Annotated in this window: 16 protein-coding genes and 1 tRNA gene; 8 read left to right on the top strand and 9 right to left on the bottom strand. The window is 67.5% G+C overall.

What is annotated here, in order from left to right:
• The first annotated feature begins 144 nt into the window (after positions 1-144).
• A complete protein-coding gene (locus U3A55_RS11045; protein ID WP_330991561.1) occupies positions 145-1,182 on the top strand; it encodes a zinc-dependent alcohol dehydrogenase family protein in 1,038 nt (345 codons plus the stop codon).
• Here U3A55_RS11045 and U3A55_RS11040 read toward each other — a convergent pair.
• Positions 1,179-1,421 carry a ferredoxin gene (locus U3A55_RS11040; protein ID WP_330991560.1) on the bottom strand — a complete coding sequence of 81 codons (243 nt, stop codon included), beginning with the start codon at positions 1,419-1,421 and terminating at the stop codon, positions 1,179-1,181. The genes U3A55_RS11045 and U3A55_RS11040 overlap by 4 nt on opposite strands.
• A 39-nt stretch (positions 1,422-1,460) precedes the next feature.
• On the bottom strand, positions 1,461-1,871 hold the full coding sequence (locus U3A55_RS11035; protein WP_330991559.1) for a Rieske (2Fe-2S) protein: 411 nt from the start codon (positions 1,869-1,871) through the stop codon (positions 1,461-1,463).
• A 56-nt stretch (positions 1,872-1,927) separates the two neighbouring features.
• Between U3A55_RS11035 and U3A55_RS11030 the strand changes: the two genes are divergently transcribed.
• From U3A55_RS11030 to U3A55_RS11020, 3 genes are read left to right on the top strand one after another with little or no spacing between them, the layout of a single operon-like run.
• Entirely contained in the window at positions 1,928-4,171 is a 2,244-nt protein-coding gene (locus tag U3A55_RS11030) for an ATP-dependent DNA helicase (protein ID WP_330991558.1), read from the top strand.
• On the top strand, positions 4,168-4,656 hold the full coding sequence (gene cgi121, locus U3A55_RS11025; RefSeq protein ID WP_330991557.1) for a KEOPS complex subunit Cgi121: 489 nt from the start codon (positions 4,168-4,170) through the stop codon (positions 4,654-4,656). Before U3A55_RS11030 ends, cgi121 begins: the two co-directional genes overlap by 4 nt.
• Before the next feature lie 38 nt (positions 4,657-4,694).
• Positions 4,695-5,063 carry a DUF5789 family protein gene (locus U3A55_RS11020; RefSeq protein WP_330991556.1) on the top strand — a complete coding sequence of 123 codons (369 nt, stop codon included), beginning with the start codon at positions 4,695-4,697 and terminating at the stop codon, positions 5,061-5,063.
• Positions 5,064-5,127: 64 nt separating this feature from the next.
• Here the strand turns inward: U3A55_RS11020 and U3A55_RS11015 are convergent.
• Positions 5,128-5,201: transfer RNA gene (locus U3A55_RS11015), tRNA-Gln, on the bottom strand.
• Positions 5,202-5,263: 62 nt separating this feature from the next.
• Positions 5,264-6,556 (bottom strand): outer membrane protein assembly factor BamB family protein, encoded by a 1,293-nt coding sequence (locus U3A55_RS11010; protein WP_330991555.1) that lies wholly within the window; start codon positions 6,554-6,556, stop codon positions 5,264-5,266.
• Positions 6,557-6,690: 134 nt separating this feature from the next.
• Here U3A55_RS11010 and U3A55_RS11005 point away from each other — a divergent pair, with 134 nt between their 5' ends.
• From U3A55_RS11005 to U3A55_RS10995, 3 genes are read left to right on the top strand one after another with little or no spacing between them, the layout of a single operon-like run.
• The gene (locus U3A55_RS11005) at positions 6,691-7,266 is read left to right on the top strand and encodes an IMP cyclohydrolase (RefSeq protein ID WP_330991554.1); all 576 of its coding nucleotides are present in this window, start codon (positions 6,691-6,693) and stop codon (positions 7,264-7,266) included.
• 24 nt (positions 7,267-7,290) lie between these two features.
• Positions 7,291-7,956, top strand: a complete 666-nt coding sequence (locus U3A55_RS11000; protein ID WP_330991553.1) for a metallophosphoesterase family protein — start codon at positions 7,291-7,293, stop codon at positions 7,954-7,956.
• 38 nt (positions 7,957-7,994) lie between these two features.
• Positions 7,995-8,795, top strand: a complete 801-nt coding sequence (locus U3A55_RS10995) for an aldo/keto reductase (protein ID WP_330991552.1) — start codon at positions 7,995-7,997, stop codon at positions 8,793-8,795.
• 31 nt (positions 8,796-8,826) lie between these two features.
• On the opposite strand, the gene U3A55_RS10990 is transcribed toward U3A55_RS10995, so the two are convergent.
• Positions 8,827-9,282, bottom strand: a complete 456-nt coding sequence (locus U3A55_RS10990; RefSeq protein ID WP_330991551.1) for an RDD family protein — start codon at positions 9,280-9,282, stop codon at positions 8,827-8,829.
• Positions 9,283-9,426: 144 nt separating this feature from the next.
• Positions 9,427-10,611 (bottom strand): aspartate kinase, encoded by a 1,185-nt coding sequence (locus U3A55_RS10985; RefSeq protein ID WP_330991550.1) that lies wholly within the window; start codon positions 10,609-10,611, stop codon positions 9,427-9,429.
• 108 nt (positions 10,612-10,719) lie between these two features.
• Between U3A55_RS10985 and U3A55_RS10980 the strand changes: the two genes are divergently transcribed.
• Positions 10,720-11,100: a hypothetical protein gene (locus U3A55_RS10980; protein ID WP_330991549.1), complete on the top strand. Its 381-nt coding sequence runs from the start codon at positions 10,720-10,722 to the stop codon at positions 11,098-11,100.
• On the opposite strand, the gene U3A55_RS10975 is transcribed toward U3A55_RS10980, so the two are convergent.
• The 3 genes from U3A55_RS10975 to U3A55_RS10965 are packed head-to-tail and all read right to left on the bottom strand — an operon-like array spanning position 11,097 to position 12,768.
• Positions 11,097-11,732 (bottom strand): OapC/ArvC family zinc-ribbon domain-containing protein, encoded by a 636-nt coding sequence (locus U3A55_RS10975; protein ID WP_330991548.1) that lies wholly within the window; start codon positions 11,730-11,732, stop codon positions 11,097-11,099. The two genes, U3A55_RS10980 and U3A55_RS10975, sit on opposite strands and share 4 nt — an antisense overlap.
• Before the next feature lies 1 nt (position 11,733).
• On the bottom strand, positions 11,734-12,114 hold the full coding sequence (locus U3A55_RS10970) for a DUF2073 domain-containing protein (RefSeq protein WP_330991547.1): 381 nt from the start codon (positions 12,112-12,114) through the stop codon (positions 11,734-11,736).
• 6 nt (positions 12,115-12,120) lie between these two features.
• Positions 12,121-12,768 (bottom strand): Era-like GTP-binding protein, encoded by a 648-nt coding sequence (locus U3A55_RS10965; protein ID WP_330991546.1) that lies wholly within the window; start codon positions 12,766-12,768, stop codon positions 12,121-12,123.
• Positions 12,769-13,312 lie beyond the last annotated feature (544 nt).

Here is a 13,312-nt window from a genome sequence, read left to right as displayed (position 1 = left end):
TCGTCCTCGTCGTCCGCTTCCTCGGTCCAGACCGGTACCTCCTCCCAGGGATGACACATGGTAGACACCCACACGTTTGTCGCCGAAGTATAAAAGTATTGTCTGGGAGGGAGGTTTTTTGCGGGTCGCAGTCGGGCTATGGGTATGGACGCCGCTGTCTACCACGGTCCCGGTGACGTTCGCATCGAGAGCGTGTCCGACCCCGAACTCGAGGAACCGACGGACGCTATCGTCCGCGTCACGCACACCGCCATCTGTGGCTCCGACCTCTGGCCGTACCGCGGGCAGAGCGACCGCGAGGAGGGAAGCCGCATCGGCCACGAACCGATGGGGATCGTCGAGGAGGTCGGTGAGGACGTGCGGCACGTCCGGCCGGGCGACCGCGTGCTCGCCCCGTTCTCCATCTCCTGTGGAGAGTGCGAGTTCTGCCGGAAGGGCCTCCACACGTCGTGCGTGAACGGCGACGGCTGGAGCGGCGCGAACGGCGGCGCACAGGGCGAGCGCGTCCGCGCACCCACCGCGGACGGCACGCTCGTCCGCGTACCCGAGCGGTACGCCGACGACGAGGACACGCTCGAAGCCCTCCTCCCGCTGACCGACGTGATGTGCACGGGCCACCACGCCGCCGTCAGCGCCGGTGTCGAAGCGGGCGACACCGCCGTCGTCGTCGGGGACGGTGCTGTCGGGTTGTGCGGCGTGCTCGCCGCTTCCCGGCTCGGCGCGGAGCGCATCATCGCGGTCGGCCACCACGAGGATAGACTGGAAATCGCGGAGGAGTTCGGCGCGACGGAGACGGTAGCGAGTCGCGGCGAGGAAGCCGTGGAGGAGCTGCAAGAACTCACGTACGGCGGCGCGAACCACGTGCTCGAATGCGTGGGCGCCGAATCCTCGATGAGCACCGCGTTCGACGTGGCGCGCCCCGGCGGTACCGTCGGATACGTCGGCGTCCCCGCCGGTGTCGAGGAAGCCGAGTTCCTCGGGACAGCGTTCTCGAAAAACGTCACGCTCAGTGGGGGTGTTGCGCCCGTCCGCGCCTACGTTGACGACCTCATGGCCGACGTGCTCCAGGGCACGCTCGACCCCTCGCCGATATTCACGAAGACCGTCGACCTCGACGGCGTCCCCGAGGGCTACGAGGCGATGGACGAACGCGAGGCCGTGAAAGTCCTCGTGAAACCCTAGACGACCTGCTCGCCGTCGTCGTCGTAGACGCGGATGGCGTCCACGGGACACGACCGCGCCGCGAACTCCGCGTCGAATTCGTCGCTCTCGGGGATTTCGCGGCTGAACACGCCGTCCTCGGTTTCGTCGCCGTCGACGAGCACGGCCTTCCCGGCGTCCGCGTCCTTCTCGAAGCCGTCCCACTCCGCGACGCACTGGTACATCCCGATGCAGGTGTCTCGGTCGAACTCCACTCGCATATCCGGGTTTGGGACTGGACGGGGGTAAAGCAGTCGGGGTTAGAAGGAGAGGTGACTCGTCGAACTCGGCCCCTCGTCGGTGTCGTCGATACCGCCCGCGTGTCGGAACACGTAGTCCTCGTCGTCGAGGTAGACCGTTCCGTCCTCCACTACGAGGTTCACGTCCACGAGCGTGGTTCCAGCGGCCTCGCCGTTGTCACAGTCGCCCGAACACGTATCGAACATCGAGCCGTGCTTCGGGCAGATGACCTGCCCGTCCCGCATGGCCGCGCCCATCCCGCGGTCGAACCGCTGGAACTCGTGGGGGCACGTGTTCACCCAGGCCTCCACGGAGTCCTCGCAGGGCACCAGAATCACCTCTTCTTCGTTTCCGTAGTCGTCCACGACCGTGAACAGCCAGGAGCGCTCGTCGTGGACGGTGTCGACGGTCGTGAGTTCCGCACGCGCCATACCCACGAGAGGGGAGGACGATACTTTAAACCGCGTGAGTCGCCTACACTTGTCCAATGAGACCATCGGACCTCGACAACCTCCCCGCGGGTGTTGCGGACCACCTGGAGGGGGAGGGAATCGAGGCGTTCTACCCCCCGCAAGAGGCTGCGGTCGAGGCGGGCGTCACCGAGGGCGAGAGCCTCGTCGCGAGCGTCCCCACGGCGAGCGGGAAGACGCTCATCGCCCAACTGGGGATGCTGTCGGCCGTGGAGCGCGGCGGGAAAGCCCTCTACATCGTGCCGCTGCGCGCGCTCGCCGGCGAGAAGGCGCGGGAGTTCGAGGCGTTCGAGGAGTACGGCATCTCCGTCGGCGTCTCCACGGGGAACTATCAGAGCGACGGCGACTGGCTCGGCTCCAAGGACATCATCGTCGCGACCTCGGAGAAGGTGGATTCGCTGATTCGGAACGGCGCGAACTGGGTGGACGACCTCGCCTGCGTCGTCGCGGACGAGGTCCACCTCGTGGACGACGCCCACCGGGGGCCGACGCTCGAAGTGACGCTCGCGAAACTCCGCCAGCGCGTCCCGTCGCTCCAGGTGGTCGCGTTGAGTGCGACCGTGGGGAACGCGGACGAACTCGCGGACTGGCTGGACGCGGAACTCGTGGACTCGGACTGGCGACCCATCGACCTCCGGACGGGCGTCCACTACGGCCAGTCGCTCCACTTGGACGACGGCAGCCAGCGCGAACTCTCGGTGGGTGGAAACCGGAATCAGACGAGCGCGCTCGTGGAGGACACGCTGGCCGACGGCGGGTCCACGCTGGTGTTCGTGAACTCGCGGCGGAACGCGGAGTCCGCGGCGGGACGGCTCGGGGACGTGAGCGCGCACTACCTCGACGGCGAGGAGGAAGAACGGCTGGACGAGATTGCCGCGGAGATTCGGGGCGTGAGCGACACCGAGACGAGTGACGACCTCGCGGACGCCGTGGAGCGCGGCGCGGCGTTCCACCACGCCGGCCTCGCCAGGGAACACCGTGAGCTCGTGGAGGAGGCGTTCCGGGACAGACTGGTGAAGGTCGTGTCCGCGACGCCGACGCTCGCCGCGGGCGTGAACACGCCGAGCCGGCGCGTCATCGTCCGAGACTGGCAGCGCTACGACGGCGACGCCGGCGGTATGCAGCCGCTCTCCGTGCTCGAAGTCCACCAGATGTTCGGTCGGGCGGGCCGTCCCGGCCTCGACCCGTACGGTGAGGCCGTGCTACTCGCGAACACGCACGAGGAACTGGAGGAGCTGTTCGACCGCTACATCTACGCCGACCCGGACCCCGTCCGGTCGAAGCTCGCGGCCGAACCCGCGCTCCGCACGCACGTGCTCGCCGCGGTCGCAACCGGAGTCGCGCGGAGCCGCGACGCCCTCCTCGAATTCCTCTCGGGGACGCTGTACGCGACGCAGACGGACGACCCCGAGCGCCTCGAATCCGTGACGGACGACGTGCTCGACTACCTCGTCGCGAACGACTTCGTCGAACGCGAGGACGGCGGACTCTCGGCCACGTCGAGCGGCCACCTCGTGAGCCGACTGTACGTCGACCCGATGAGCGCCGCGGAACTCATTCACGGACTAGAGGACGCAGAGGACCCGACGCCGTTCGGCCTCTACCACCTCGTCGCCCGCACGCCCGACCTCTACGGCCTCTACCTCCGCTCCGGCGACCGCGAGGAGTACACGGAACTCGCGTACGAGCGGGAGACGGAGTTCCTCGGGCGGATGCCGAGCGAGTTCGAGGAGAACGAGTGGGAGGACTGGCTCGCCGCGACGAAAACGGCGAAACTCCTGGAGGACTGGGCGAACGAACTGGACGAGGACGCCATCGCGGAGCGCTACGGCGTCGGACCGGGCGACATCCGCGGGAAAGTCGAGACCGCGGAGTGGCTGTTGAACGCCGCGGAACGCCTCGCCGGCGACCTCGGATACGGGAACACGAAAGCCGTTCGGGACGCCCGGAAGCGCGTCGAGTACGGGGTCGGCGAGGAACTCCTCGACCTCGCGGGCGTGCGGAACGTCGGCCGGAAACGCGCGCGCCGCCTCTACGAGGCGGGTATCGAGACGCGTGCTGATCTCCGGAACGCCGCGAAACCCGTCGTGTTGGGCGCGTTACGGGGACGGCGCCGAACGGCCGAGACGGTGCTGGAGAACGTCGGCCACGAGGACCCGTCGATGACTGACGTGCGCGCCGACGCGGACGCCGAGGCCGCCGCGCGGTCCGCGGACATGGACGGCGAGGACGGACAGGCGAGCCTGGGTGACTTCGAGTGAGAACGCTCGAGGGCCACGCCACCGTCGATGACGTGGACGCGTTCGTCGAGGAGCTGAGCGATATCGGCGACGACCACGGGGCCGCGGTGCAGGCGTTCGACGCCGCGTACGTCGCCGGCCATCCCCACCTCGCGGCCGCCGTCCGGCACGCGAACCGGGCGTTCGACCGCGGGGAGAACGTCGCGCGCGACCGTTCGGTCGAAATCCTCCTCTACGCCGCGGGCCGCCGCCAAATCCGCCGCGCACTCGAAATGGGGGTGTCGAGCGGGGGGACGGACGCCGTCATCGTCGTCGACGGCGGCGACGAACCCGCCGCCATCGACGCGCTCCGCCCGCTCGTCGACGAGACGGAAACGCTCGACGCCCTCGACGAGGCCGCCCTAACCGACTTCTTCGAGATATCGGACGCGGAGCGCGCCGCGACCGACGCATCGCTCACCGACCTCGTCCGGGAGCGCGTCGCCCTGCTCGACGTGGAAAAGTAGCCACCACGGTTTTTGGCCCGCGTCCGGAAGTACTCGCCATGAGTCGCGACGATGTCACCGACAGCGCGCGCGAACGCCAGCACGAACGCACCGAGCGCGTCGAGGAGACGCTCGAAGCCGTGGACGCCACCCTCGACGGCCTGAGCTACCCCACGAACCCGAGCGAGATGAAGGCCGTCTACGGCGAGACCGCCGAAGAACTGCCGAACGAAACCGAATCCCTCGGCGACGTGTTCGACCGCCTCGAAGACGAGGAGTACGAGACCCACGAGGACGCCCGGGAGGCCGTGCTCGGCGAACTCACCGGCACCGCCGGCCGCGAACACGGCGACGAGAACGAATACAACCCCGAACGCGAGCTTGACGCGCTCGAGGAACAGGAGTCCGAGAAGTACGGCGAGAAGTAAGTTCCAGTTGAAACGGCGCCCGCGGAGAGCGGACGATCGTCTGACGGACGAAAGACGGGAGAAGTAGTCCCGGGAAGATTCGAACTTCCGTCTCAGCCCCCAGAAGGCCGAAGGATTGGCCAGCTACCCCACGGGACTACAATCTGACAGAGGAGACTCGTATTTATTAGCCTTGCGAAGGCGGTTCGCCGAATCCACGCTCAGGGCCGGATGGCGTGGACGCGTCCGTCCCGTGTCGCCACGATGAGCGTCTCGCCGTGGGCTACGGGCGGGGCGAGCGCGTCGGCGTCGTCGAAGGTCACCGCGAGCGTCGCGTCCCCGGTTGCCGTGTCACGGACGACGAGCGTCGGCGGGACGGCTGGGTCGTCGGAGGCGGCGACGTACGCGAGAAAGCCGTCGCCGAACGTGAGCGGCGAGTCGTGAGTGGCGTTGGTTCCCCAGCGGAGTTTACCGGAGTCCGGGTCGCGGGCGTGAATGCCGGATTCGAGGCGCGCGAACAGGCGGCCGTCGATGGGGGGTTCGGCGACGAAGCCGTGTCCGCGGATACTCCAGCGTTCCGCGCCGGTGTCGGCGTCGTACGCGCCGAGCTGTTCGCCGCCCGCGTAGACCGTTCCGTCGCGTGTCGCGTGCGAGGTGACGGTCCAGTCGGGGCCGCGCCACGTTGTGTCCCCCGAGACGGGGTCGAGGCCGCGGAGTCGCGCGCCCCGGTCGCGTTCGAGGGACGTGACGACCGTCTGCGCGGTCACGTCGACGCCGTCCACAGTTCTGCGGGAGGTCGTCCACCGGGTGTCGCCGTCGGTGAGGGCGACTGCGCGGAGGGCGGCGAAAGACGAGACGTAGACGCCGCCGGCGCCGATACCCCAGCCGGACGGGTTCCCGACGGTGCCCGTCCACTCGACGCGGCCTGACGTGGCGTCGAGCGCCACGAGCGTCTCGTCCATGTTGCCGACGACGTCGTCACTCGTCGCAGCGAGGACGCGGCCGTCGTGAACGCCCAGAAGGCTGAGAAACGACGTTTCGTCGACGCTGTGAGACCACCGTTCATCTCCCGTCGCTACGTCGAGCGCGACGACTTCGAAGCCGCGTCCGGCGACACCCTGCGTGGCCCCGGGAACGACGTACACCAGTCCGTCCGCGGTTGTCGGGGACGCGTCGTCGAACCCGGCGAAGCCGATGCCCGCCGTGGTCGTCCACTTCTCCGTTCCGGTCGTCGGGTCGAGCGCGGCGAGGTGGCCGTCCCGGCGCCCGATGTAGAGCGTGCCGTCCGCGATGGCCGGTTCGAGGCCGATCTCACCGCCCAGGTCGTCGGACCACACCGCGTGGCGCTGGAGCGTCGGGGTGTCGTGCGTCGTCGTCGGGTCGGCCGTGCTCGGGACGCGAGACGTGGTATCGGTCGGCGTCTCGGACGTATCGTCGCCCGCACAGCCCGCGAAACCGGCGACGACCGCGAGCGCGCCGGCGCGGAGCGCGTTCCGTCGTGTCGTGGGGTCCATACGCGAGTGGGGGAGCGGGACGGGTAAGTTCGTTCTCCAGACTGAAACCGGCGTTTGAGCGAGGGCGAGACGAGTGAATCCAACAGGATGCATATTCCGACACCTATTTTTGGCGTATGTGTTCATGTTCTCGTATGTACGTTGGGCGGTTCGTCGTCGTCGGGCCCGGTGTCGGAGCGTATCGAGTGTCGTCGCGGTCGTTCCCGAATCGGACGATTGTGGAGCGCGACGGCCTGTTGACGGTCGTTCCGACCGAGGACGCCGAAGAGACGGATAATCCGTACGTGTCGTACAACTGCGTGCGGGACGTCGACGGGCGGGCGGTGGTGGGGAACGGCTCGCACGTCGACCCGATTACGGAGAAGGTCGAGCTGGGGTATCCGGCGCGGGACGCGCTCGTGTCTGGGTTGTTCGCGATGGACTACGAGAAGGACGACTACGACACGCCCCGCATCGCGGGAGTCGTCGGCGCGGATACGGCCCACATCGGCATCGTGCGTCGCGACGCGCTTCTCGTGCGGGAGGTCGCGGAGCCGACGCTGGTCGCGACCTACGAGAAGGACAGCCCGGAGCCGTACGCGCTCGATGCCAACAGCGCGGACGAGGCGGCGCGCGAGGTGTTAGACGCGGAGTTCGAGCACGCGGTGTGCGCGGCGGGCGTCACCGTCGCGGAGGACGGCGTGTCGATCGCGTTCGCCGACAACGAGTAAGGGACGGATGCCGAAGGACGAGATATGCGAGTCGGCGTGATTTCGGACGTTCACGCGAACAGGGTGGCGCTCGACGCGGTGTTCGAGGATATGCCGGACGTGGACGCACTCGTCTGTGCGGGCGACGTTATCGGATACAATCCCTGGCCCGCGGAGTGCGTGGCGGCGCTCCGGGAGCGCGACGTGCCGACGGTGATGGGGAACCACGACCGGAAGTTCGCCACGGACTCGAACTTCCGCGGGAACGGCATGGCGAGCGCGGGTATCACGCACGCGAAGCGCGAGCTCTCGGACGCACAGGGGGCGTGGGTGCGGGCGCTACCGCGGGAGCGCATGCTGTTCGACGGTCGGCTGAAGGTCGTGCACGACCACCCCACTCGTCAGGACCACTACACGTACCCCGAACAGTTCTCAGCGGACCTGCTCGGCGGCGAGGACGTGCTCGTGCTCGGACACACGCACGTGCAGGCCCACGAGGCGTTCTCGGACGGCGTCGTCCTGAACCCGGGGAGTGTCGGCCAGCCCCGGGACGGCGACCCGCGCGCCGCGTACGCCCTCGTTGAGTTGGCGGAGTCGGGTGTTTCGGTGGAGGAGCGCCGCGTCGAGTACGACATCGACGCGGTCGCGGACGCCGTTCGCGAGGCGGACCTCCCGAAATCGACGGCGAGCCGGCTGCGGGAGGGACGCTGAATCAGTAGGTTCAGGCGGCGCGCGCGAGTGGTGTCGGTATGAGCGAGTTCGACTCCGTCGGCCTCGGCACCTACCAGCTCACCGGCAGTCAGTGCGCGGACAGCGTCGCCGCCGCGCTCGACACGGGCTACCGGCACGTCGACACCGCGCAGAGCTACGGGAACGAGGCGCTCGTCCGCCGCGGCATCGAACGCAGCGACGTGGACCCAAGCGAGGTGTTCGTCGCGACGAAGCTCTCCACGGACAACCTCGACTACGAGGACGCCGTGGACAGCGCGCACGAGTCCGCCGCCCGGCTCGGCGTGGACACCATCGACCTCCTGTACGTCCACTGGCCGCTCGACACCTACAGCGAGGAGGGGACCATCGACGCCCTGAACGACCTGCACGCGGCGGGCGTCGTGGACCGCGTCGGCCTCTCGAACTTCCGGGTCGACCAGCTCGACGCCGCGCGCGACCGCCTCGACCCCGACCTGTTCGCGCACCAGGTCGAGTGCCATCCGCTCCTCCAGCAGGACGAATTGCGGTCGTACGCCCGCGAGCACGATCACTGGCTCGTCGCGTACTGCCCCATCGCCCGCAATCAGGTCGCCGACGTGGACGTGATTCAGGATATCGCGACCGCGCACGACGCGACGCCCGCCCAGGTCTCGCTGGCGTGGCTCGACGGCCTCGAACACGTCGCCGCCGTCCCGAAGGCTACCTCGCTCGACCACATCACGGAGAACCTCGCCAGCCGGGATATCACGCTCACCGACGACGAGATGGAGCGCATCGCCGGCATCGGCGACGAACACCGCATCGTGGACTTCGACGCCGCACCCTGGAACGAGAACTAGAGGCTACGACCAGACGGGCAGGAGGAGCCGGCTACGGGCGCACGACGGCCGTGTCCGCGACCCGGTCACCGAGCCGCTTCTTCCGGTCCGACAGCAGAACCGAGACGATTCCCACGAGGTAGAACGCGGGCAGTACGTCCACGAGTCGCAGGACGTTCCGCACCGTCGCCGCCCGCATCGACGGGTTCGTTCCGTCGTCCGCGACCACCCGAATCGCCACGAGGTACTTCCCGACAGTCTGTCCGTACCGGTGCTCCAGCAGTACGTGGTACTCGATGGAGAGCGCCAGCCACAGCAGGAACGCCACCTGCGCCGGCAATCCGGAGAGGTCGGCGTCCGCGGACGCCCCGCGCACCCGCACATCCCCGGTCACGAACGCGACCGCGTACACCGCCGCGAACAACAACGCGAACCACACCCCGGAATCCACCGCCAGCGCCACGCCGCGAATCCCGACGCCGCACTCCTCGGTCTCGGACTCCGCCATGACACGCACGACGACCAACGAACGGAAAGGCGTTTCCACGCGAAACCGAGGCCGCTCGCGTATTCGGAGACGACTTCGCCGCCCGCTCGCGGGTCGTCCCTCCCCGCTCGCGTAGTAGTGAACCCTCACCTCGCTCGGGTTCACTTATTCCGCGAACAGTTCTTGAATGATGTCGAGGACGGCGTCGCGGTCGTCCCAGTCGACGAAGAGCGCGACCGAGGTCGCGGACGTGATGACGTCGTGGAGGTTGATTCGGGCGTCCGCGATGGGGTCGACGATTCGCTGGATGACGCCGGGCTGGTTCGGGAGTTCGCCGCCGAGCACGCGGATGACGGCCACGTCGTCGGAGACGGTGACGCTGGAGAGCGTGTCGTCCTCGATGACTTCGCGGTGGAGGACGTTCTCGGCCTCCTCGGCGAGTTCGGCGTTCACGTAGAACGTCATCGAATCCATGCCGGACGCGACCGCGTCGACGTTGATTTCGGCGTCCCCGAGCGCAGTCGACAGCCGTGACATGATGCCGGGTTTGTTCCGCATCGCGCGGCCCGCGACCGTGAGGCACGCGAGCGGCTGTTCGCGCATATCGATGATGTTCTCGAAGCGCCCCTCGATGCGGGTGCCGCCGGAGAGCAGGTCGCCGTGCTGGTAGTGGACGACGCGGACTTCGAGGTCCTCGTCCTTGTAGGAGAGCGCGCTCGGCGCGACGACCTCCGCGCCGCGGAAGGAGAGGTTTCGGAGTTCGTCCACGGTGATTTCGCCGACGTTCCGCGCGCCCTCGACGACGCGCGGGTCGCCCGTCATGATACCCTCGACGTCCGTGACGATAACGACCTCGTCCGCGTCCATGTAGCGGCCGAGCATCACGGCGGTGGTGTCGCTGCCGCCGCGGCCGAGCGTCGTGACGTTCCCCTCCAGGTCCTCCGCGAGGAAGCCCGTGATGACGGGGACGGCGCCGTCGAGTTCAGCGGCGAGCGCGTTCGCGCGCTTCTGCGTCTCCTCGATGTTGACCTCGCCACGGCTGTTCGTGACGACGGGCCAGTCCGGGTGGCCGGGTTCGAGGAAGACGGCGTTCACGCCGCGGGAGGCGAGCGCGGCCTTCAGCATTCGAACCGACGTGCGTTCGCCCATCGAGACGATTTCCGCGCGGTCGGCGGAGTCCGCCTCGAACGTGATGTCGTCGAGGAGTTCGTCAGTCGTATCACCCATCGCGGACGCGACGACCGCGACCTCGTGGCCCGCGTCGACGGCAGCCGCAACGGATGCGGCGGCGCGTTCGATCCGCTCACCGCTCCCAAGACTCGTTCCGCCGAACTTCGCTACGACGCGCATCGCGATGCCTCCACGTGACTCAGAGCGTTCATGGCCCGTGGTTGCGCAGGCACGAAGATAACGGCTTCGTCGCACGGAACTTTTGCCCGTGTACACGAACGGTCACGTATGCACGTCAGAGAGGCGGTTGAAACGGACATCAACGCGATTTCCGGCCTGCTCGGCGAACCCGCGGGTGTCGCGGCTCGTCTGCTCCGGGAGCGCACCGTCTCGGTGGCGGTTCGAGACGAAACGGTCGTGGGCGTCGTCGCGTTCGAGGTTGCCGGCGACGTGGTGCACGTCACGCGGCTCGCTGGGGAGCGCGATGCGATGGAGGAGTTGCTTGACGAGCCACTAGGGTTCGCTGAAAACGAGGGGCTTCCGGTGGAACTCCTCGCCGAAGAATCGAATGATGGTGTCGCGTTCGCAGTGGAAACGAAGGGGTTCGAGAACGTGGGACGAGGACCGCGCTTCGACGGGGAGGCGACGACTCGGTATCGGTACGATTAGTCCTCCTCGCGCCACGACTCGGGGACTTCGATGACGTACCGTCCGTTCTCCTGCAGCGCGATGATGTACTCCTCGCGGTCGTACAGCTCCATCAGATTGAGCTCGTACTGGCCGGGCGCGACGACCTTGATGGACTCGAACTGACTGTTCAACTCCTGACGGAGTTCGTCCATGTCCGGCCGTTCCTCTGACTCCGGTTCCTGCACGACACGACCCTCGCGCTCGGGTTTCGGCGGCAAGTCGTCTGAGGTAACCATCTCGGAGCGCGCATCCGCCTGCGCGGTGTCCTCGCGGTCCGCCTCCTCGACAGCCGCCTCGATATCGTCCGTGTCCGCGCCGTCGTCCGTGTCCGAGTCGGCGCCGTCGCGCTCGCCCGGCCAGTCGTCGGGTTCCTCGCCGCTCGACGAGGAGAGCGTGTCGCGGACGCTCGCCGCCGCCCGCCCGACCGCCGACGTCACCGACCCGCCCTCCGGTTCCGGTGGCTCCGGCGGTTCCGCGGACGCCTCAGGCTCGTCCGGGGTGGCGTCGGGATGGAACTGGAACTTGTTCCCGCCGCACTCCGGGCAGCCCGACAGCATCTCCTTCGACCCGTCGGCGAACGTATGCCCGCAGTTCGTGCACTGGTGTGGCATCCTAGTCGCGGGAGACGAGCGCGCTGATGAGGGTGTCGTCCTTGTGCAGCGACTTGATCTGGTTCGCCGGTCCGATGACCGTGAGCTTCGAGGACTCCTTTTTCCCCATCAGGCGGTTGAGGAACCCGCCGTCGCTCGTCTCCGAGCGCGGGAACGACTCGATTTCGATGCCGGAGAAGCCGTCGGGGTTGATTTCACTCATCGTCACCTCGATGAGTTTCGACTCCTCGTCCGGGCTGAGGCCGCGTTCGAGCACCACGATGTTGCCGTCGTGGACACCGTCGAGGATGAGTCGAATCTTCTCCATCGAGGTCTTCCCGTCCATCTTTTCGCCGCTGATGAAGTCGATCTGCACGCCGTCTTCGTGTTCTATTTCTGGCATCCTGTATCACCCGAATTTCGTCGCAATCTCGTCGTACACTTCGTCCATGTTGTCCCCTTCCAGCGCGGAGAGCGGGATGGTGTCGTGCTGGGGGAACGCGTTCTTGATTTGCTGGATGTTCGCGTCCTCCAGGTCGGTCTTGTTCGCGAGGATGAGGACGGGGAGGTCCCGGCTCTCGATGATGCCGATGAGCATCGTGTTCACCTGCGTGAACGGGTCGGTGCTCGCGTCGAGCACGTAGATGACGCCGTCCACGTCCTCGCGCAGCCAGTGCATGGCCTCCGCGACGCCCTCGGTCGCCTCGCGGGACCGTCGGACGGCCTCGTCCTTCTCCATGCCGTGCTCGACGAACTCCTCGTAGTCAACCTTCGTCGCGACGCCGGGCGTGTCGACGATGTCGATGCTGACGGTGCGGCCGTTGCGCTCGATTTCGACGTTCTCCTTCCGGCGCGCGCGCCGTGTTTCGTGTGGAACGTGGCTCTCGGGGCCGATGGCGTCACCGGTCCAGTCGCGCGCGATTCGGTTCGCGAGCGTCGTCTTCCCCGCGTTCGGCGGTCCGTAGATTCCGATGCGCTTGGGTTCATCACCCTCGCCGGCGAAGAGCTTCGCCGTCACACCGGAGATGCTGTCTTTGAGGTCTGCGAACAGTCCCATCCTTGGCTCTCCTACGCACCCCCATACGTGTAAGGCTAACGCAGAATGCGCGCGACACGGCCGATATCGCGTCAGACGGGTGGCAGCCGGCGGGTTCGTAGACGGGAAACGGAGGGGTTGAAGAATCGGTCGGTTGACGAGCGTGCGTGACAGACCGACTCAGGGGTCGGAGTCGGCGGGAGAACGCGACCAGCCTAGCCCCCCACCCCTTCGTTTCGAGTGGAACCCGTGGGAGGAGTGGGGGGGAGTGCTGCAACGAGTAGCGGAAACTCCACTAGAAACCGACACCACACCCACCCAAACAACGCTTGCTATTGCAGTACGGGTTTGGTTGTGACGCATCCCTCTTAGTTCTTTCTCGTATCTAGCGGACCGCTCGCGAACCCCCACTCCCACTGTTCTCGTTCTCCACCCGAAACGAAGGGGTGGGGGGGTCCGCCCCGTCCCACCTCTCGACCCACCCGTTTCGAGTGGAACATTCTTCTCGACCCCGTCGACGATTCCCGCTCCCGGTCGTTCGCGGCGATCGACGCGGCCGTCGCTA

Origin of the sequence: Salarchaeum sp. III (genome assembly GCF_036418315.1) — an archaeon.
Taxonomy (GTDB): domain Archaea; phylum Halobacteriota; class Halobacteria; order Halobacteriales; family Halobacteriaceae; genus Salarchaeum.
Note: the sequence above shows the minus strand (reverse complement) of the source record. Positions and strands in the feature narration are given on the sequence as shown.

Bases quoted from the DNA above. Each gene is read 5' to 3' on its own strand.
- U3A55_RS11045 (WP_330991561.1), top strand. From the start codon at position 145: ATGGACGCCGCTGTCTACCACGGTCCCGGTGACGTTCGCATCGAGAGC.
- U3A55_RS10995 (WP_330991552.1), top strand. From the start codon at position 7,995: ATGAGCGAGTTCGACTCCGTCGGCCTCGGCACCTACCAGCTCACCGGC.
- U3A55_RS11030 (WP_330991558.1), top strand. From the start codon at position 1,928: ATGAGACCATCGGACCTCGACAACCTCCCCGCGGGTGTTGCGGACCAC.
- U3A55_RS11000 (WP_330991553.1), top strand. From the start codon at position 7,291: ATGCGAGTCGGCGTGATTTCGGACGTTCACGCGAACAGGGTGGCGCTC.
- U3A55_RS11020 (WP_330991556.1), top strand. From the start codon at position 4,695: ATGAGTCGCGACGATGTCACCGACAGCGCGCGCGAACGCCAGCACGAA.
- U3A55_RS10970 (WP_330991547.1), bottom strand. From the start codon at position 12,114: ATGCCAGAAATAGAACACGAAGACGGCGTGCAGATCGACTTCATCAGC.
- U3A55_RS11040 (WP_330991560.1), bottom strand. From the start codon at position 1,421: ATGCGAGTGGAGTTCGACCGAGACACCTGCATCGGGATGTACCAGTGC.
- U3A55_RS10990 (WP_330991551.1), bottom strand. From the start codon at position 9,282: ATGGCGGAGTCCGAGACCGAGGAGTGCGGCGTCGGGATTCGCGGCGTG.
- U3A55_RS10985 (WP_330991550.1), bottom strand. From the start codon at position 10,611: ATGCGCGTCGTAGCGAAGTTCGGCGGAACGAGTCTTGGGAGCGGTGAG.
- U3A55_RS10975 (WP_330991548.1), bottom strand. From the start codon at position 11,732: ATGCCACACCAGTGCACGAACTGCGGGCATACGTTCGCCGACGGGTCG.
- U3A55_RS11005 (WP_330991554.1), top strand. From the start codon at position 6,691: ATGTACGTTGGGCGGTTCGTCGTCGTCGGGCCCGGTGTCGGAGCGTAT.
- U3A55_RS10965 (WP_330991546.1), bottom strand. From the start codon at position 12,768: ATGGGACTGTTCGCAGACCTCAAAGACAGCATCTCCGGTGTGACGGCG.
- U3A55_RS11010 (WP_330991555.1), bottom strand. From the start codon at position 6,556: ATGGACCCCACGACACGACGGAACGCGCTCCGCGCCGGCGCGCTCGCG.
- U3A55_RS10980 (WP_330991549.1), top strand. From the start codon at position 10,720: ATGCACGTCAGAGAGGCGGTTGAAACGGACATCAACGCGATTTCCGGC.
- U3A55_RS11035 (WP_330991559.1), bottom strand. From the start codon at position 1,871: ATGGCGCGTGCGGAACTCACGACCGTCGACACCGTCCACGACGAGCGC.